General features: G+C 66.5%; 19 protein-coding genes. 6 read left to right on the forward strand and 13 right to left on the reverse strand.

Features of this window, described 5'->3' with window-relative positions; translation table 11 throughout:
* Positions 1–91 precede the first annotated feature (91 nt).
* Positions 92–1,393: an alanine racemase gene (locus tag CXY77_RS15780; RefSeq protein WP_104130527.1), complete on the reverse strand. Its 1,302-nt coding sequence runs from the start codon at positions 1,391–1,393 to the stop codon at positions 92–94.
* A gap of 125 nt (positions 1,394–1,518) precedes the next feature.
* Between CXY77_RS15780 and CXY77_RS15785 the strand changes: the two genes are divergently transcribed.
* From CXY77_RS15785 to CXY77_RS20215, 4 genes are read left to right on the forward strand one after another with little or no spacing between them, the layout of a single operon-like run.
* On the forward strand, positions 1,519–2,400 hold the full coding sequence (locus CXY77_RS15785; protein ID WP_104130459.1) for a sugar kinase: 882 nt from the start codon (positions 1,519–1,521) through the stop codon (positions 2,398–2,400).
* A 19-nt stretch (positions 2,401–2,419) separates the two neighbouring features.
* Complete coding sequence (locus CXY77_RS15790; RefSeq protein ID WP_104130460.1) at positions 2,420–3,031, forward strand: bifunctional 4-hydroxy-2-oxoglutarate aldolase/2-dehydro-3-deoxy-phosphogluconate aldolase; 612 nt, start codon at positions 2,420–2,422, stop codon at positions 3,029–3,031.
* On the forward strand, positions 3,024–3,398 hold the full coding sequence (locus CXY77_RS15795; RefSeq protein WP_092340283.1) for a rhodanese-like domain-containing protein: 375 nt from the start codon (positions 3,024–3,026) through the stop codon (positions 3,396–3,398). Before CXY77_RS15790 ends, CXY77_RS15795 begins: the two co-directional genes overlap by 8 nt.
* A gap of 15 nt (positions 3,399–3,413) precedes the next feature.
* Positions 3,414–3,560 (forward strand): hypothetical protein, encoded by a 147-nt coding sequence (locus CXY77_RS20215; protein ID WP_158252860.1) that lies wholly within the window; start codon positions 3,414–3,416, stop codon positions 3,558–3,560.
* 85 nt (positions 3,561–3,645) lie between these two features.
* On the opposite strand, the gene CXY77_RS15800 is transcribed toward CXY77_RS20215, so the two are convergent.
* The 9 genes from CXY77_RS15800 to CXY77_RS15840 form a co-directional block, all read right to left on the reverse strand.
* Positions 3,646–4,650: an adenosine deaminase gene (locus tag CXY77_RS15800; RefSeq protein ID WP_104130461.1), complete on the reverse strand. Its 1,005-nt coding sequence runs from the start codon at positions 4,648–4,650 to the stop codon at positions 3,646–3,648.
* A gap of 172 nt (positions 4,651–4,822) precedes the next feature.
* Complete coding sequence (locus CXY77_RS15805) at positions 4,823–5,488, reverse strand: nucleoside/nucleotide kinase family protein (RefSeq protein ID WP_092340285.1); 666 nt, start codon at positions 5,486–5,488, stop codon at positions 4,823–4,825.
* A 136-nt stretch (positions 5,489–5,624) separates the two neighbouring features.
* Positions 5,625–5,945, reverse strand: a complete 321-nt coding sequence (locus tag CXY77_RS15810; protein WP_104130462.1) for a hypothetical protein — start codon at positions 5,943–5,945, stop codon at positions 5,625–5,627.
* Between the two features lie 198 nt (positions 5,946–6,143).
* A complete protein-coding gene (locus tag CXY77_RS15815) occupies positions 6,144–7,124 on the reverse strand; it encodes a hypothetical protein (RefSeq protein ID WP_092340287.1) in 981 nt (326 codons plus the stop codon).
* A gap of 1 nt (position 7,125) precedes the next feature.
* Positions 7,126–7,890 carry a hypothetical protein gene (locus CXY77_RS15820; protein ID WP_104130463.1) on the reverse strand — a complete coding sequence of 255 codons (765 nt, stop codon included), beginning with the start codon at positions 7,888–7,890 and terminating at the stop codon, positions 7,126–7,128.
* The gene (locus tag CXY77_RS15825; RefSeq protein WP_104130464.1) at positions 7,887–9,323 is read right to left on the reverse strand and encodes a polysaccharide biosynthesis tyrosine autokinase; all 1,437 of its coding nucleotides are present in this window, start codon (positions 9,321–9,323) and stop codon (positions 7,887–7,889) included. Before CXY77_RS15825 ends, CXY77_RS15820 begins: the two co-directional genes overlap by 4 nt.
* Before the next feature lie 107 nt (positions 9,324–9,430).
* On the reverse strand, positions 9,431–9,952 hold the full coding sequence (locus CXY77_RS15830) for a hypothetical protein (protein WP_092340290.1): 522 nt from the start codon (positions 9,950–9,952) through the stop codon (positions 9,431–9,433).
* Between the two features lie 32 nt (positions 9,953–9,984).
* Entirely contained in the window at positions 9,985–11,796 is a 1,812-nt protein-coding gene (locus CXY77_RS15835) for a DUF4012 domain-containing protein (protein ID WP_158252861.1), read from the reverse strand.
* Between the two features lie 28 nt (positions 11,797–11,824).
* The gene (locus tag CXY77_RS15840; protein WP_104089031.1) at positions 11,825–13,258 is read right to left on the reverse strand and encodes a polysaccharide biosynthesis tyrosine autokinase; all 1,434 of its coding nucleotides are present in this window, start codon (positions 13,256–13,258) and stop codon (positions 11,825–11,827) included.
* 157 nt (positions 13,259–13,415) lie between these two features.
* Here CXY77_RS15840 and CXY77_RS15845 point away from each other — a divergent pair, with 157 nt between their 5' ends.
* A complete protein-coding gene (locus tag CXY77_RS15845; protein ID WP_104130466.1) occupies positions 13,416–14,138 on the forward strand; it encodes a CPBP family intramembrane glutamic endopeptidase in 723 nt (240 codons plus the stop codon).
* A 199-nt stretch (positions 14,139–14,337) separates the two neighbouring features.
* Positions 14,338–14,646, forward strand: a complete 309-nt coding sequence (locus CXY77_RS15850) for an ATP-dependent DNA ligase (protein WP_092340294.1) — start codon at positions 14,338–14,340, stop codon at positions 14,644–14,646.
* Between the two features lie 164 nt (positions 14,647–14,810).
* Here the strand turns inward: CXY77_RS15850 and CXY77_RS15855 are convergent, their stop codons facing one another.
* From CXY77_RS15855 to CXY77_RS15865, 3 genes are all read right to left on the reverse strand, one after another.
* Positions 14,811–15,341 (reverse strand): hypothetical protein, encoded by a 531-nt coding sequence (locus CXY77_RS15855; RefSeq protein ID WP_092340295.1) that lies wholly within the window; start codon positions 15,339–15,341, stop codon positions 14,811–14,813.
* Between the two features lie 191 nt (positions 15,342–15,532).
* Positions 15,533–17,911, reverse strand: coding sequence for a sensor histidine kinase (locus tag CXY77_RS15860; RefSeq protein ID WP_104130467.1), 2,379 nt, complete (start codon positions 17,909–17,911; stop codon positions 15,533–15,535).
* On the reverse strand, positions 17,911–18,564 hold the full coding sequence (locus CXY77_RS15865; protein WP_092340297.1) for a response regulator transcription factor: 654 nt from the start codon (positions 18,562–18,564) through the stop codon (positions 17,911–17,913). The genes CXY77_RS15860 and CXY77_RS15865 overlap by 1 nt, the downstream gene beginning before the upstream one ends.
* Positions 18,565–18,608: the final 44 nt, after the last annotated feature.

Genomic DNA, 18,608 nt, shown 5'->3' on the forward strand with positions numbered 1-18,608 from the left:
TTCAGTATTGTGCAGCCCGAAGTCGGGCGGAAGAGCGGCATGTTGCGGGTTTGTAACATTTGCACGCCATTGTGCGTATATTGCACACTATTTAGAAGTAGGTGCGAACCAGACCCACCACGAGGTCGGACTCCCAGTTCTGCACGACGGGGATACAGCGCCACTTGTCGAACGCGGTGCACGGGTGCGACAACCCGAGCGTCACGACCGAGCCGATCGCGAGCTCCTGCGCCGGGGCCAGCCTCAGAAAACTGTGCTGGTCATTCATCGCGCTGACCGAGGCCCCGGTCAGCGGCGTTGCGGCCGCGCCGAGGTCGATCGCGCGGGTCTGGGGAATGGGAAGCCCCTCGTCGTAGGGAAAGTCGCGCTTGCCAGCGTCGAGCAGGGCAAGCTGCGGTTCCGGGCGCGACAGCACCCGGGCGAGGCCGCGCATGGCCGGTCGCAGCACGTGCGCCGGGTCGGCGTCGCCCAGCCGCGACGCGTCGAGCGGGGAGATTCCCCGATAGAAGCCGTCATCGTGGGTGAGATAGGCACCGGAGCGCAGCACATAGCGAGTGTTCGGCACGGGGTTGTCGATGGGGCCGAAGACTTCATCGACGAGGTCAAAGTAGGCGCTGCCGCCGGCCGTGAGAATGACCTCCTGGTCGTCATAGTCATCGGCCAGGCTCGTGTGCAGTTCGAGCATTGCTTCGAGATAGTCGCGCACCGCGGCGAGTCCCTGCTCGTTGCGGTCATGGGCAAGACAGCCCTCGTAACCCGCAACGCCGGCCAGACGCAGCACCGACGACCGACGGATGCGTTCAGCTACGCCCCGCGCGTCGGCCAGCGTGCGCGCCCCCGTGCGTCCGCCATCGGCGCCAAGCTCAACGCAGACATTGATCGGTCGTGCGAGTTCGACGCCGTCGAGCGCGCGCTCCATGACCTCGACGGTGTCGACGGAATCTGCCCAGCAGCTGAACGAGAAGCTCGGGTCGGCGAGCTGGGCGGCCACGAAACGCAAGGCGCGGGCATCCGTCAGCGCGTTGGCGAGCATGATCGATTCGAAGCCGAAGTCGCGGGCCACTCGCACCTGGCCGGCCGTGGCGAGGGTGATGCCGAAGGAGCCGGTGTCGATCTGGCGCCGCCAGAGGTCGGGTGCCATGGTGGTCTTGCCGTGGGGCATGAGCGAGAAGCCGTGGCGCGCAGTCCAGTCGGCCATGACGCCGAGGTTGTGGGCAAGGGCGTCGTCGCTGAGCACGAGAAGCGGGGTCCAGAACTCGGACAGCGTCGGGCGTGTGGCCAGGAACTGTTCTACGGTGAGGCCGGCCGCGCGAGCCGGGAGGCCCTTGTCGCGGGGCGACAGCTGGTTGTTGTCTACTCTGATTTCTGCACCGTACCGATCGAATTGTTGCATGTCGTGCACATGCAGTTGCAATTTCTGTTATCGATTATCTAATCAGAAGCGTCGCCAACTTGCGAGCATGTTGCAGCATTTGCAACAGTGTTGCAATATATGCTCAGATAGTCAACTATGGAGCCATGAGCCAGACTGTGATCACCATTGGCGAGACCATGGTGCTCGTCACGCCCGTTGAGGCCGAGCCATTGGAGACCGCGAGCGCGTTTCGCCTCGATGTCGGCGGTGCCGAGTCGAACGTGGCGTCACACCTGTGCAATCTGGGCACCCCCACCGCGTGGGTGAGCCAGCTCGGCGACGACGCCCTCGGGCGGCGGGTCGAACGGCTGCTGCGTGAACGCCAGGTCGACACCGGCTGGGTGCGCCGGGTCGCGTCAGCGCCCACGGGCGCGTATTTCAAGGACCCCGGTAACGGCGTGCAATACTTTCGCGCCGGCTCTGCGGCGTCACTCATGAATGCTGTGACTGTCGCTGAGGTTCCCCTCGAAAGCGCTCGGCTCGTGCACCTGTCCGGCATTACCGAGGCACTGTCGGCGAGCTGTGCCGAGCTGGTTACCACCGTCATCGCTCGGGTTGCCGCCGCGCCAACGCTGCTGAGCTTCGACGTGAACTATCGCGGCGCCCTGTGGAGCGTGACTGATGCTGCTCCCGCGCTCGCACACTCAGCCGGCGGCGCCGACATTGTTTTCGTGGGCCTCGACGAAGCTCACACCCTCTGGGACACGCGCACTCCCGACGACGTTCGGACAAAGTTGGCCCACGTGCCGTACCTGATCGTGAAAGACGGTGACGTCGGCGCGACCGAGTACTCCCCCGCGGGAACCGTGTTCGTTCCGGCTACTCCGACGGCCGTCGTCGAGGCGGTCGGGGCCGGTGACGCCTTCGCCGCCGGGTACCTGCACGCCTTCTTACAGGGCCAGGGCAGCGCCGAGCGCCTGCAGGCCGGGCATGACCGTGCCGTGCTGGTTTTGCAATCGACGAGTGACTTTCTGCACATCCACTGACCGCTTTTGAGAGGCACACATGACCGCACTATCGAATGAATCGCTCAGCCCCCTGCTCGATGGCCAGCCGTTGATGGCCATCCTGCGCGGCTTCGGCGTTGCGCGCAGCCTGGAGTTGGCACGCCAGGCCTGGGATCTCGGCATCGACTGCGTCGAGCTGCCGATTCAGTCCAGCCGCGACATCGACGCGCTTCGTGCCGTGGTGGCGGCCGGGGCAGACCGCGGCAAATCGGTCGGGGCCGGAACGGTCGTGACGCTCGAACATGTGCGCCAGGCTCACGAAGCTGGGGCTGCCTTCACGGTGAGCCCCGGCTACGACCCGGTTATTGTGCGTGCCTCGTTCGATGCCGGCATGCCGCCCCTGCCGGGCGTGGCCACCGCTTCGGAGGTGCAGGCCGCCCTCGCCTCTGGCCTGACCTGGCTCAAGGCTTTTCCGGCCAGCCTGCTCGGGCCGACCTGGTTCACCGCCATGGCCGGTCCGTTTCCGCAAGCCAAATTCGTAGCGACCGGCGGCATGGACGCCGCAAACGCGTCACTCTTTCTCGCCAACGGCGTGCGCACCGTGGCCGTGGGCTCGGCCCTCGGCGACCCAGCCCAGCTGGAGCTGCTCGCCGCCATCGCCCATGCTTGACTACCTGCAGGCCAAGCTCGCCTACGAGGTGGACGTGCTCGATGCCGCCGCGGGGCTGGACTCGGGGGAATTCATTCTCGTGGACACGCGCATGCGGGCATCGTGGGACCACGGGCATGCCCTGGGCGCGATTCGCCTGCGGGATGACATTCCGGCGGGGCGCACCGTGGTCGTGTACGGCTGGGGTCCGGGCTGTAACGGCGCCACCAGAGCGGCCGTTGCGCTCATCGCGCAGGGCCATTCGGTGCGGGAAATGATCGGTGGCTTCGAGTACTGGTACCGTTCAGGCCTCGCCGTCGAAACCGCCACCGGCATCGTGCGTCCGCCGGTGGATCCGTTGGTCGGGGCCTCGGGCGAGTCGCTGTAACTTTCGGGCTCGGAAGTGACGAACGGCGGCGGGAGGGGCCGCTCCGAGGTCAGCGCTCTGGCTGAGACCGGCTTTGTGGGGGCACCGCTCGGGTTTGCCGCACTGCTGATGATTCTGGCCGGGGCCGCGGTGGTCGTGAGCCGTCGCCGGAACGTTGCGTAGGGCATCCGCTTGTAGCAACTGACAAAGCGGCCGTCACCACGTTGTATCAACGGGTGGCGGCCGCCTTATTGCGGGCTCGGCGGGGTTAGGCGGGCCGGGCTGCGCGCCAGTGCGTGATTTCGGCCAGCAGCTCGGCCCGGCGATCGTCGTCGATGAAGGCAGCACGCACGCCGTTGCGCGCGAGCACGGCGAGCTGGTCGACGGTGAGGTTGAAGGTGCGCGTGATCGCCGCAAACGTGTCGTCGAGGTAGCCGCCGAAGTAGGCCGGGTCGTCCGAATTGATCGTGACGAGCAAACCACGCTCCAGCATGGCCGGCAGCGGGTGATCGGCCAGCGTGTCCACGACACGCAGACGCACGTTGGAGAGCGGGCAGACCGTGAGCGGAATGGCATTCTGCACCAGGTAGTCCACGAGCAGCGGATCCTCCAGGCTGCGAATTCCATGGTCAACGCGCGATACCTGCAGCCGTTGCAGGGCCTGCCACACGTACTCGGGCGGGCCCTCCTCACCGGCGTGGGCAACACACTTGAGCCCGTGCGCGCGGGCCAGGTCGAAGACCTCGACGAAATCGATCGGCGGGTGCCCGACCTCCGCCGAGTCGAGCCCGATTCCGATGATGGGTGCGTTCATGGCGATCAGCTGGGTAAGAGTGTCGAGCGCCTCGGCGGCAGGCTGATCGCGCAGAAATGTGATGATGAGCGCCGACGACAGGCCGAACTGCGCCTGGCTGTCACGCAGGGCCCCCGCCACGCCGTTTACGCAGGCAGCGAGGGAAACACCGCGCACGGTGTGCGCCTGCGGGTCCAGAAAGATTTCCGCATGGCGCACGCCGGCTGCGCTCGCACGACGCAGGTAGGCGCGGGTGAGGTCGGCAAAGTCCTGCGCGGTTTGCAGCACGGCCATATTGGCGTAGTAGAGCGTGAGAAAGGACTGCAGGTCAGTGAACTCGTATCGACTCTTCAGATCGGCGATGTCCCTGTAAGGCAGCGTCACATTGTTGCGGGCAGCCAACTCGAAGATGAGTTCCGGCTCGAGGGTTCCCTCAATGTGTAGGTGTAGTTCAACGGATGGCAGGTGGGTTGAGGGCATGAGCGGGGTGCTTTCACGTTGAGCGAACGGCTTGCGTTGACAGGTTTCGGTATTACTCAGGCGAGTATACGTTTGGCTCGCTGAACTGTTGCGGCGTCGGGAACGCGAGCAACACCCTGCCGGGGTCGCCGAATCGACGGCTCCGAACAGGCCGCGCGCGGGTGGCGTGGGGCTACTGACCCGAGATCGTGAGGGTCGCGCGCGGGCGCGTGGCCTCGATGAGCTCGGCGTTCTTTCCGTCGACGGACTCGGCCCAGGCCAGCGCGGCCTCGGGGCTGCGTCCGTGGCGCTCGTGCCGGTCGACCAGGCGGCGGAGACGCTCGTTGTCGCTGGTCTCACAGAACCAGGATTCGGCGAGGAGCGAGTCGATCTGCACCCACGGCTCGGTGTCGGCGAGCAGGTAGTTGCCCTCCACCATGACCACACGAGCGCTCGGCAGCACGGCGATCTCGGCAGCGATTCCCTCGTCGACGTTGCGATTAAAGCTTGGCGCATAGACCGTGTGGTCGTACTCGGTGAGGAGGCGACGGAGCAAGGCGACGAATCCCCAGCCGTCGAAGGTGTCGATCGCGCCCTTGCGATCGTGCCGGCCGAGGCGGTCGAGGGTGGAGTTGGCGAGGTGGAAACCGTCCATGGGGAGGTGCACGGCGACATCCGTGCTGCCGAGCAGATCGTTCACCGTCGCGGCGACCTGCATCGCGAGGGTAGTCTTGCCGGCGCCGGGGCTGCCGGCAATCCCGACCAGAATGCGCCCGTGCTCGGGCAGAAGATCGATGACCCGGCGGGCGAGGTCGGTCAGTTGAGCGGATGCTGTGGGCTCGAGGCCGCGGTTCGACATGAGTTGACTATAGGGGGCGGCGGGAGCGCGAGCTGTTCAACACGCGTTAGCTGCTGGGCGGGGGCGCTGACGGGGGGGGCTGCGGCGGCTGCGGGCGGGACGGGGCGCTGCGAGCGCTGACTGTGGCGGTGGGGGGTCAGGAGCCGGTGGGGGGCCAGATACCGTCGCATCCGCTTTGCGCACAGGCGAATTGCCAGGTCTCGCCGTCGGGCACGATTTGCATGGGCATGAGGCAGCGCGGGCAGTTGGGGGCACGCACCTCGGTCGGTACAGCGCTGGCCAGCTCGGCCTCGGAGTACGGCGGACCAAAGTACAGCTGCGGGCACGCGAAGTTGGCGCAACCGTAGTCGTAACCCGTGCCGTGCCAAGTGACTTCCAGGGGATCGCCGCACTGCGGGCAGAGGCGCGGCTGATCGACGTCTTTCTTCTCGAAGACCCATGCGACGTTATCGTCCATGCGCTGAGAATAGTCCCGCTGGCCGGGGTGTGGTGGGCATTTGACGATTTGTGGAAAATCGGGCGACTCGTACTCGGAGCCTCGTGTATAACTGCGGAGAATTTACCATCCGGCGCCGAAGACCATTGGAGGTGACCCGGTTTTCCGGGGTCGGGGCCGCTATCTCCGCAGTTACGAACGGGACGCCCAACGGCCGGGCTAGAGCCAGGTGCGGCCGGCGTCGGTGGAACGGAGGGTGGCGTCGCCGATCCAGAGCCAGAGCGTGTCATCGGCGGCGGCGACGGCGACGTTGCCGGCCAGGGCGGCGGGAGTTTGCTCGGTCGGGTAACAGCCGGTGACCGTGGGCGTGAGATCGGCGGTGAGGGCGACGAGGTTCACACCGATGCAGTCGGTGGCTGTGGTTGTGCCGGTGGTGGTCGCGACGGCCAGGTAGCCGGTGGACGTGGCAGTGACGGTGACTATTCCGGCGACGGTTACCGGCGGCGACCAGGTGGTGGCGGCATCCGTTGTGGCGAACAAGCGGCCGTCGGCGCAGAGCACGGCTGCCGAGTCCGCGTCGCTGCTGGGCGCGAGGGACACAACCGCATCGCACGGGGCTGGCTGGAATCCCGCTGGCCCGTGCAGTTCGGAGCGGTCGGCCGGGTCGACAAACCACATGGTGTCGAGCTCGTCTTCGGAAGATGAGTAGTTATCGCCCGCAACGAAGGTGCGCACGACCTGGGGCGAGCAGTCTTCTTCGGCGAATCCAACGAACTGGGCGACCGACTCGTTGGTTGCGTCGATGCTCTGCAATGCGGTCACCTCGGTGGGACCGTTCGCGTCGGTCGCGGTCCAGGAGGCACCACCGTCGGTGCTGACGGCGGGCTCGGCGAGCGGGTCAGGGCAGGTGCCAGTGACGGCCCGCCAGGCGATGGTCGACGACACAGCAGAGAGAATGCGCGTGAGCGGCACGGGGCTGACGCTGGCGGCCACCGAGCCGGTCGGGCTGGGAACGGGAGTGGCGGTGGGAACAAGCGCAGCGGGCGGCGGGGAGTCGGGGAGGCTGGTCTCGGCCCGGGTCGAGGTGAGAGCGGTGGCGACAAGATAGATGTCAGCCAGGAGGAACAACCCGACGGCGAGATAAACCCAGAGGCGACGACGCGAGGAATCGCGCGGGCTCGTGCGGTGAAAACGGCGCATATCAGCTCTGCCGCAGGGCGGGGGCCAGAGCCGCCGCGATCGTCGTGACCGAGTCGTCGATGATGGCGGCGACTCGGGTGTACACCACCACCGACTGCCGGAATGGGTCATCGATATCGTCGAGGGTGGCGGGAGTCGGCGACGGGTGCAGGCCGCGCGTCGCGGCGATAGAGGCCACGAATGCCGAGAAAGCGGATGCCGCCGGCTGGGTCGCCGAAGCGGGTTGCGGCGCAGCCTCAAACGGTTGCCGATCCTGTTGAGACACGACCGGCAGAGGGGACTCGGCGGTGGCGGCCGAGGTCGGTACATCCGCTCGCCGGGCCCAGGTTGGGGAACCGGGCCCAGGTTCTAAACTGGGCCCGGTTTCCGGGCCCGGAATGGAAGAAGAAGGAGGGTCGGAGGGGGCTTCCACGGCGGAAACCAGACGGGCGAACTGGTTCAGAGTGAAGGTGTACCGGGTGGCCTTGGGGAGCAGCGTGACGACCTCACGGCGGTGGTCCCGGGTAGCCGTGAGAATGAGGTCGGCCTCGCCAACGAGCTGCTCGGTGACCTGCCGGGCCGCATGCTCGGTGTCATGGGCGCCGTGCTTGAGCGAGAGCGCGGCCGCCTCGGCCGTCATGGGGCTCGCCACCATGGCTCGGGTGCCGGCGCTGTGCACCTCGACCAGAAGGCCGAGCGCGTCACAACGAGCTCGCAACAACTGCTCAGCGAGCGGAGAGCGGCAAATGTTGCCCGTGCAGACCAGAAGAATGCGGGGGGCGCTCATGCTTTGGCTCTCGATCGGCGGGCGTAGGACGGCGGGACCATGTCAGGTTCGGCCCCGACTTCACCATAGCTGTGACCGTAGCCGTACGGACCATAGTGTCCGTAACCATAGGCATCCGGCCCGGTGATTTGCAGCATGGTGAGGACGAGCCCGCTGATCGGCGCTCCGACGCTGTGCAGGGCGGCGATCGCCCCCTTGAGCTGGTTCTTCTGGGTACGGCCAGCGGCAACGATGAGAATGGCAGCGCCGACGCTCTTGGCGAGGATAGCGGCATCCGTCACGGGCAGCAGGGGCGGGGAGTCGAAGATGACGACGTCGAAGGTGCTGTTGAATTCATCGATCAGCGTGGCCATGCCGGCTGAGCCGAGCAACTCGCTCGGGTTCGGCGGAATGCGACCGGCGGGAAGCACGAACAACTGCCCGAGGCCCCACGGCTGGATGACATCGCTGAGCTCAGCCCGCCCGATCAGCACGTCGGTGAGGCCGACCCCGCCCTCGATATCCATGTATTCGGCGATTTTCGGGCGACGCAGGTCGGCGTCGACGAGCAGCACCCGGGCGCCGGCATCGGCCAGGGCAATGGCCAGGTTGGCACTCGAGGTGCTCTTGCCCTCGCTGCCGATCGACGACGTGACGACGAACGAACGGTCAGCGCGGCCCAGATCGAGGTATTGCAGGTTGGTGCGCAGGGTGCGAAACGATTCGGCTCGGGGGCTGCGCGGGTCCGCGTGCACGATGAGCGGGCGCTCGGTGGCTTTCGGGTCGAACACGATGCCGCCGATGACGGGCATGTCGGTGACCTGTTCCACGTCGCGCTGGCTGCGGATGCGGATGTCGAGAGTTTCGCGCAGCACGGCCAGCCCCACGCCGAGGGCGAGGCCCACGAGCGCGCCGAGCGCGAGGTTGAGCGGCACGTTCGGGCTCACCGGCGCGTTCGGCACACTGGCCACCTGCACCCGGGTGAGTTTGACCGGCGCGGCCGCACCCGGGTCGTCGGGCTTCTCGATCTGCTGCACGTTCTCGGTGAGGCTCTGCGACACCGCGTTGGCGATATCCGCAGCCCGCACGGGGTCGGCGTCGGTGACCGTGATGTCGATAATGGACGTGTCGAGCGGTGCAGAAACGGAAATCGCATCAGCGAGAGCGGCCGGTATGAGGTCGAGGTTCAGGCCCTCAATGACCGGCAGCAACACGAGCGGCGTGGTGGCGAGGCCGGAGTACGTCTTGACCCTCGCCACGGTGAAGCTGTTGCCCTGCACCAGGTCAGAGGTGGTGCCGCTCGATTGCGTCGACACGAAAACCTTCGAGATGGCGCTGAACTTGGGCGTCGTCGTGATCGAGAAAACGGATGCCGCGGCGACGGCAACGAGCGTCAGCGCGACAATGAGAAGCCAGCTCTTGCGCAGGATGCGAATGTAGTCGCGGAGTTCCACGTGGCGACCTTTCGTTGCGATACATAACTGCTCTCCGTAGTCTCCCACAGATAGGACGCCCCTTTACTCCCACGCCTGCCCCGTAATCAGGGGTGCAAAACCCTAATTCAGGCGTGCTGGCCGCGCACCCAACGGCGGCCGATCAGCACGAACGCCAGGCCCAGCGCGAGTACACCGGCGACGGAATAGAGCACCAGCGCTGGCACCCCGAAGCCGGCTGACGGCAGGGTCGCCGAGCCATCGGCGGCGACAACCGTGATCGTCGCCGTGCCCACACTTTGCGATTTCAGGCCGGTGGCGGTGAGAGTGTAGGAACCGACGGCATCAGCCGGCAGCACGATGGTGAGTTCGAGTGCGCCGAGGTTGGTCGCCGTGCGCTCCGTGTCGGTGGTCACGGCACGCACGATGCCGATCGTCACGGCGCCGTCGCCGGTGACGGCCACGGCCACCCGCTCCGCCTTCTCGAATGCACCGCTTTGGAACCCGACGCTGACCTCGCCACCGGGCTGCTGGTCGCCACTGACCGAGACGAGGTCGGCAGCGACGTAGCCCGCCGCCTGCGCGGCGACCGGCACAGCGAGCAGGGCGACGGCAGCGATCGCGAGTGTGGCGAGAAGTTTCTTGAGCACGTGCTTACCCCCCGGGGTGGTGCTGAATTAGATCATTGTGACGAACCCTGACAACTGAAGTCTAGTTGTGTCGCCTCGTGCAGCGCGATGAGGGGGGTGCTGCGCAGCTCGAGGGCACCGCTGAATGGCCGAGCGCCGAGCCAGTTGAAGCGCAGCACAGTACTCTCCCCCGGGGCCAGTTCGACGCCCACCGTGCTGACCGGAAAGGTCGCATCGGTGGCCGGATGGTAGGGAACGGTGGCCCCGTCGCGGGTGACGCCGAGATTTTGCACCTCGGGAGTGCCGTACCCGCTCACCATGGTCTTGATATTGCCGAGCGGCACGCCGAAGGAACCGCCGCCGGTGACATAAGCGGGAAGGCTGGTGGCGGCATCCGCTGGGGCAGTGTTGGTGAGGGTGACCTCGACCGCGTACTGCGGGCGCTGGTCTGCGCGGCAGGTCTGCTGGCCGATGGCGGTGTGCACGTTGAGGTAGAGGTCCATTTTGGCACCGGTGGCGTCGTTCAGGTAGAGGCCGAAACGGTTCGTGGCGCTGTCGCTGACCGGGCGCGCTCCGGCGAGGGTAGTGCCGGCGAGAACGGCCTGCTCGCCCTCGTTTGCGTTCCAGACCAGTACCCGGTTTTCTGCGCCGGCGCGGACGAGCGCGGTGAGCAGTTTGGTCGGATCGGCGCGGCCACTCTTGACAGCGTCGAAGACCGCGCCGGCGGCGGCGGCGAAGAAGGCATCCTGCTGGGCCGGCACCTCGTAGCGTGCGTAGACGTCGCTGAGCAGCAACTGCACGGCGTTGTCGGCGGTGAGCTCATCGCCAGTGGCCAGCGTGATCGGCCCGGTGGCATCGAGCAGGTAGCTGAGCGCGACCGGATCGACCGAGAGTACGCCGTTGGCCTCGACGCCGAATGCGAGGCGCCACATTTCACGCGTCAGGGCGCCGCTCTGGGCGAAATCGGGCGTCATGGTGACGTTCTGGATGAACTGACCGGTGATGTCCCCGTAAATGCTGCGAATCTCGTCGCCGAGAGGGAGTACCGGCTCGTCCGGCTGCGCGAACGATCCGGAACTCGCCTGCTGCGTGAGCTCGATGCTGCCCTGGTCGGTGTGCAGCAGGGCGAGGGCGCCGGGGATGCCGCCGGTGGAGCGCAGCTCGGCGGGATTCTGAAACAGCAGAATGTAGTCGCGGGGTGCGTCGGCGCCGAGCATGGCCGGCACCAGGGTGACGGCACGTTGCATGCCGTCGAGGGTGACCGCGGTGTCGACCGTGACGGTTTGCAGCTGGGTGACCGAGCTGCGCACGACCTCGAGCACGTTGCCGGTGTCGATGCGGTCGACGTTGGCGGCCGCGCGGGTGAGAGCAGTGTTGGCCGCGGCGACCTGCGGTTGCGAATCGATCAGGGGCTGCAGGGCGATTTTTCCGTCAACCGGTTTGAAGGCGTTCAGGTCGAGGGTGCCGGCGAGTGCGGCGAGGGGCATCACGGCATTCTGGGCGACGTCGTCGACCACCGCGGCGACCTCGCGCACGGCCACCAGGTTGGGTCCGAGAAACGGGAGCAGCTCATAGGCGCGCCAGACGGGGTCGCTCGTGCGGGACCGGGCGGTGTCGGCGAATTCGGCCAACTCGGCCGCGCTCAGGGCAGCGGCAGCACCGTTACCGGCGACGACCTGGTCTTTGAGGCTCATGGCGAGCGGCACGGCCGCCTCGAGGGCGTCCTTCGCCTGCAAGCCGCGAATACCCACCCAGGCGGTGGCGGCGATAAAGACAACGAGCAGCCCGAGCACAACCGGGCCCACGGTGGTGCGCGTTCGGGAGCGCTTCGGCCGCGCTGCGTGTGCCGATCGGGGAGAAGACATTGCCCTATTCAAGCAGAACGCGGGCCGGTCACGGCTTGACGCGCGAGCCGCGGGTTCGCTCCGCGGTGGGTGTCGGCACGACGGCCGGTACCGTGGTGTCGCCGTAACCATAGCCATACCCGTAGTGGCCGTACCCGTAGGCATCGGGGCCCTTGGTCGGCAGCATCGTGAGCACGAGTCCCGAGACGGGAGCGCCCACGTTGTCGAGCGCGGCGATAGCCCCCTTGAGCTGGTTCTTGTGGGTGCGACCGGCCGCCACGACGATCAGCGCCCCGCCCACGTTCTTGGCGAGAATCGCGGCATCCGTCACCGGAAGCAGCGGGGGTGAGTCGAAGATGACCACGTCGAAGGCCCGGTTGAACTCGGTGATGAGTTGGGTCATGCGGGTGGAGCCGAGCAGCTCGCTCGGGTTCGGCGGCACGTGGCCGGCCGGCAGTACGAAGAGCTGCGCTTTTCCCCAGGGCTGGATGACGTCGGCCAGGTCGGCCCGTCCGATCAGCACGTCGGTGAGCCCGACCGCGCCTTCAACGTCCATATAATCGGCAACCTTGGGGCGACGCAGGTCGGCGTCGACGAGCAGAACGCGCGAGCCGGCATCTGCTAGGGCGATTGCGAGGTTGGCGCCGGTCGTGCTCTTGCCCTCGCTCTCGATCGAGGAGGTGATGACGAAGGAGCGGTCGGTGCGGCCCACATCGAGATACTGCAGGTTGGTGCGCAGCGTGCGGAACGACTCGGCGCGGGGGCTGCGCGGGTCGACGTGCACGATCAGCGGCCGATCCTTGGCCTTCGGGTCGAACACGATACCGCCGAGAATGGGCAGGTCGGTAAGCTGTTCGACATCGCGGGTGTTGCGAATGCGGGTTTCGAGGGTTTCTCTCAGCACCGCGAAGCCCACGCCGAGGGCGAGGCCCACGAGGGCGCCGAGGGCGATGTTGAGCGGCACGTTCGGGCTGACCGGGGCGGTCGCGACGGTCGCTTCCTGTGCGCGCGCCAGCTTGACCGGCGAGGTCGCGTCGGTCGTGTCTGGTGTTTCGATTTCTTCGACCACGAGGGTGAGGCTGGCCAGAACGGCGTTGGCCGTGTCGGCGGCCCGCACCGGATCGGTGTCGGTAACGGTCACTTCGATGATCGAGGTCTCCAACTGCGACGACGCAGTGACCTTCGTGGCGAGTTCCTCGGCCGTGACACCGAGGTCGAGCGCGGCCACAACGGGCAGCAGCACGATGGGTGTGGTCACGAGGGCCGAATAGGTCTTCACGCGCGCCACCGAGAAGTTATTGCCCTGGGCCAGGTCGGCGGTCGAACCACTCGACTGAATCGAGACGAACACTTTGGACGTGGCGCTGTACTGGGGCGTCTGCAAAATCGAGAAAGCGGATGCCGCGCCGACGGCCACGAGAGTGCACAACACAATGAGCACCCAACTCTTGCGCAGCATGCGAATGTAGTCGCGAAGTTCCATTCGACGGCGTTCCCCTCAGGTGTTCTGTGGGAATTTCAGCTGGCACCAGCGCTTTGTGCACCGCACGATCGCACGGCTCCCCTCATCTGAGGATATCGAACTTTGGTCGCCAACTCTGACCGTGCACCCCTAACGGGTATTTGGGTAGCTTTACCGTATGGGTATAACTACAGAAACAGCTGGGCCGTCGAGGGTTCGACCGCGCCACGTCGGGTCAGCACTCACGCCGGCCGCCATCGGCATCGTGCTGGCGATGGTGCTCATCGTGGTTGTCGACAGCACGCAATTCGCCGATGCCCGGTGGGCACTGCCGCTTAGCTACCTGTGCGTGTGGATACCCCTGCTCGGAGCCATCGTGGTGGCCGGCTGGGCCCACGGTGCGAGCTTCTGGCGGTGGCTGCGATTCTCGGTTCGGGGGATCGACCTGATCTGGGGGCTCGGCGTTGGACTGCTGGCGCGCACCGTCGCGAGCCTCATCGAAATTCTGGGCTATGGCAGCATCGGCTCGGCCGGAGTTCGCCTGGGCGACACTGTCTACGACGCCTGGTGGCTGTTCGGTGCACTACTCGCGCCCGTACTGCTCGCCCCCATCATCGAAGAGCTCTTCTTTCGTGGTCTCGTGCTTCGGGCCGTCTACGGCCGCGTGGCGGCACGATGGGCGGCGCCGATCGCGATTGCCGTGAGCGGCCTCACGTTCGCCCTTATGCACCTCGTTGCCCTCGACCTCAGCGACCTGGCCACCGTCGCGGTGGTGGGGAGCTCGACGCTGATCTTTGGCCTGGCTGCAGCCTCGCTGTCGCTGGCCACCGGGCGAATCGGCGGCGCGATGATCGCGCACGTGACGTTCAATGCTCTCGTAATTGTGCCGGCTCTGCTGTAGTTCGTGGGGTTCGGATGCGCTGCCCCCTGCTTTGGGGATAGGTTTAAGCTAACTTGGTGAGGGACTTTGCAAATGCCTTTACTAGTATCAGCACGAACAGCACTTACCCGCGCTCTGAAAGAGTGATCAACACCCGAGGTTTTTCTGCGATACGGCCTGCCCGCCGGTCGGAGTGACCTGCGAACGATAAGGCCAGAACATGGGCAAGCTAACCTACGATTCGTACCTGACGGCCGACTTCGATGACCGCGTTCTGGCGCACATCCAGCTCGTCATCGGAGCCAAACTGCGCCGCGGTGAATCGTTCTACTTCTCGTGGCGCGACGACCCCCTCACCGGCGGCGGTCGCAGCACAGTGTGGATCCACCCGGGAATTGCCCTGGCCTACAAGTATTTCGGCAGCAAGATTCCCACACTTAACCGGGAGTGGGTCGAAGCACTGTCGCTCTCGGCGAACTCAGCCACCGGGCTGCAGGTCGTTGCCGAACCGCCGTCGAGCACTGCGTAGCCGGTAACCACGGCCCTGCTGCCGTGGCCCTGGGCGCGCCCGGGTACGTCGCGCGCGCCGGCAGCGGCCCGCCCACGTACCCTCGTGGGCGCACAAAACGCCCCGACACCAGACGGCAGTCGAGGCGTTCCGTGCGAGCAGCCAGGGCTGCCCGGAAAAGCTGGTTACGCGGTGGCCTGCTGACGGCGAACCGAGATGCGCACGACGACGAGGGCGACACCGAGCACGAGGATGCCAGCGGCACCCCAGATGACGAGAACCGGAGCATTGTAGCCGGTCGACGGGAGGCCCGTTCCGGATCCGGCGTCGGCTGCAACGATGTCGAGGGTTGCGGTGTAAGTAGCGGAGGCCGCGGAGGCGGTGACCGTGTAGTTGCCGACGGCCTCATCGGGAATCAGAACTTTGACCGAGGAAGAGCCGTCTAGCTCAGCACGCTTGGTGAGCGACTGGGTGACGGCAGCCTTCACGACGCTCAGCGTGGCGGCGTGCGACCCGGTGACTGTGTACTTGACGCTTTCGCTTTGCTCGAACGCGTTTGCGGCAAAGGCGATGACGGCAGTTTCGCCGGCGATGGGCGGAGCCGTAATGGTCACAACCGCAGGGTCCGACACGTAGTCGGCGGCGACAGCGGCTGGCGCGAACGCGAAGACGGCAATGACGGCGAGTGCGGCCGTGGCTAGGCTTTTCTTGAACATAGTGAGGTTCCCCCTGGGTGCTAGATGGTTGCGACGTCGGTTTCAACGCTTCCCGGCACATCGTCATGAAATACCTAGGCTGCTTCTACGCTAGCGGCCATCTGGTGCAATACATAGGTGGATTGGGGATCAATCTCAGCAAAACGCCGTCATCGCACCCGAAGTGGGGGTGATTAATGCAGAACGCGCGTTCATACCTCCCGCACCAGGCCGTTCCGGGAGATGACCAGCAGCCGGCTCATCGTGATGGCGTTCACGGTGGTCTCCACGATGATCGTCGCGAATTCCGGCCGGCCGGGCGGCAGTACCCGCACCGTCAGTCGCCCCTGCATCAGTCGGTCGAGCTCGCCGCCCACGATCGCGGCCGTCAGCGCAACGGATGCCGGTGGCCGATCGCCGCTGTCGTCGAGCAGCACGACCTCGACCCCGCGGGCGCGTGCCGCCCAGGCTGCCCCGATGATGGGTTCGACGAACAGACAGCGCGCGCGAATGGCGTCGCGCAGGCTGGCCTCCACCAGCAGGAACTCGTCGCGCTGAAAATCCGTCACCGGGTCGATGCGGGTGAGACGTTCGAGCGAGGGTCGCGCCAACGCGTTCAGTCGGGCGACCTGCACCTGACGTTCGGAGGTGGTCGCGCCGGTGCGGGCCACAAAGGTTTCCCTCTGCAACCGATCGCGGTACAACTCGTCGAGATTGCGTGAGTAGTGCCGCAGGGCCACGGCGAACAAGGTGCCCACCAGGAGGGTACCCGCGTGGCGGCTTGCCTGCAGGAGGCCGTCGCCGACGGTGAGCCCCGTGTGCACCGCCACAGCGATGGAGCTGAAAGCCATCATGGCGTATCCCGCCCAGGCCCAACCGGTGCGTCCGCGGGCGACCAACACGACGAGCAGCAGCGTGATGGCGCCCAGGTGCCAGTGGGCGAACGGTCCAACCGGCCCGCTCGGAATGTGGAAGAACATCAGGACGGCAGCGACCGTGCAGAGCAGGAGAACACCTACCGTGCGGATCATCGGCATCGGATCAGCGGCGTCACCGGTGACCAGAATCGCCGCGCTGGAGAGCGCGAGAAAAGCAAAGATGCCCAGCGGCATGATGGTGATGCGATCGGAGTTGGCGGCGGCGAGCACCGAGTGCACGACGATGAAGAGCACGACGTCGAGCCGGGACAGGCGCACGGAAAGACCGAGCGACGCCGAGAACGACAGGGGACGCGGTGCCGCCCCTGGTATGCGGGCGAAAAGAGCCGTCGCCGCGGTCACGGCCGCCGGAGTGGCCGCTGGCGAGGCCCCGATCGGCGTTATCGTTCGAACCCAGAACAGATCGACAGTGACTCCGTGACCCGGCCGGCTCGTGATGACGGCGCTTCCGCCCGGCACGCGTTCCATGCGACCGACGATGCTCTCCACGATTCCCAGCCGGTTGTCGGGCACTTGGGCGCTGTCGAAACCTACCCCGTCGTCGGTGACCGCCAGGTGAATCGCATTCCGGTCGGCGCTCAGCGTCACCCGACGGCGCACCTGATGCGGATGCCCAACTCCGGCGGCGGCGACCGAGTTGCGCAGTGCCTCGCCGGCGGCACCGAGCAGCGCGAGTACGACCGGAGCGGGGATCGGCTTGAGATCGTTCTGCAGAATCGTGACGTGCACCGCGGCCGCGAGCTGCTGGCACTGGTGCCGCAATTGATTGGCGAAGTCAGCCCCGCTGACGGGGGCCGTCCGGGCATCCGTGCCGAGAGCGTCGAGCTGGTCCAGCGTGAAACGCGCTTGGCGGGCGACCACGGTGGGCGAGGCCCGGTTCAGGCCCGCCATCAGCAGGGTGGAGAGCACGCTGTCGTGCACGAGGGCATTGATGGTCTGCCGCTCCGCGCGCCGGGCAAGCCGGGCGGCCTGCTCGGATTCGGCGGCCCGTCGCACGTATTCCTCCCCGTCGACTCGAGCGGCGCTGCGTCGGATGGTCAGCGTCAGCCCCACCAGAACGCTCGACAGAAGGAGCATATAGAGAGCGTCCTGCAACCCCACGAGCAGTGGGTCGGCTTCCGGCGAGGTCGCGCCGCGAATGAGTCCGCTCGCGATAGACGCCAGCACGGCATAGATTCGCGCTGTCCAGGGCCGCACGCTGATGGCGATGGTAACCGTGGGAATGCCCGACAGCATGAGCACCCACGGCACATCGGTGCCGGCCGGGAGGGGTTCGAGCCGCATGACCAGCCACCAGCAGAGGATGAACGAAAAGGTGAAGCCTTCAGTGAGAGCGATGCGCCGTAATACCCGCAGCGGCACCAGATGGGAGAGAAAACCGAGGGCGGCCGGCAACCCCACGATGAACAACCAGCCGACGGTCGACGCGACCGGGAACGGGTTGTAGACCTGGCGCAGGAACACGTCGAGGGACAGCACGCCGAAGATCAGCGCGGTGGCGCCGACGCCGAGGTAGAGCATGCGGGTGAGACGTTCGGTGGCGGATACGTCGTCGAGCTCGGTGGCGCAGGCGCTGGCGGCCGTGTCGGCGTCGGGACGCGCTCTCGGCGGGCGAGGCGGAGCATCCGCTTCGTGCGAATTTCGCTGGGGCATTAGGAGCGGCCGGGAACGGGCAGGATGCCGTCTTCCAGAGCGCGCTTGTATAGGTCGATCTTGGTGTTGGCCGGGCGTCCGACGCGCTCGTACTTGGAGCGAACGCGGCGGATGTAGTCGATGACGGTGGCCTCGGAGAGTGCGGTGCGGGACGCGACGAGGGGCGCTTTCGCGCCGGCCGCGTAGAGCGCGAGTACCTCGCGCTCGCGCGGGCTGAGGCCCGCGTCAGCGAGGTCGGGGTCGCCGTCGAGGGCGGCGGCCCAGTCGGTGGAGGCGATGGTTTCACCGCGCGCGGCCCGGGTGATGGCGTCGAGCAGCACGGCGGCCGGCTCGGATTTGCGCACGACGCCGAGCACCCCGGCGCGGGCTGCGGCCCGCATGAGCTGTGCGTCGTCTCCCCCGGTGAAGGCGAGTACGGCCGCACCCCGGGCGCGAAGCCGGTCGACATTGCTCATGACCGTTGAGCCGTCGGAGAGACGCAGGTCGAGGATGACCAGGTCGATGCGGGTGCCGTGCGGCGTGGTTTCAAGCAGTTCGGTCACCGTGGCGACGGTGCCAGCAACGTGGATCTCGGGGATAGTGGAAAACAACTCGGCGAATCCGCGCGCGACGATCTCGTGATCGTCGATGAGGGCCACTCGATAGCGGTACATGGATTTTACCCTAATGTCTCCTTTCACATCCGACCGCACCCCAT

The sequence above is a fragment of the Cryobacterium sp. N21 genome, from assembly GCF_002929575.1.
GTDB classification, from domain to species: Bacteria; Actinomycetota; Actinomycetes; order Actinomycetales; family Microbacteriaceae; genus Cryobacterium; species Cryobacterium flavum.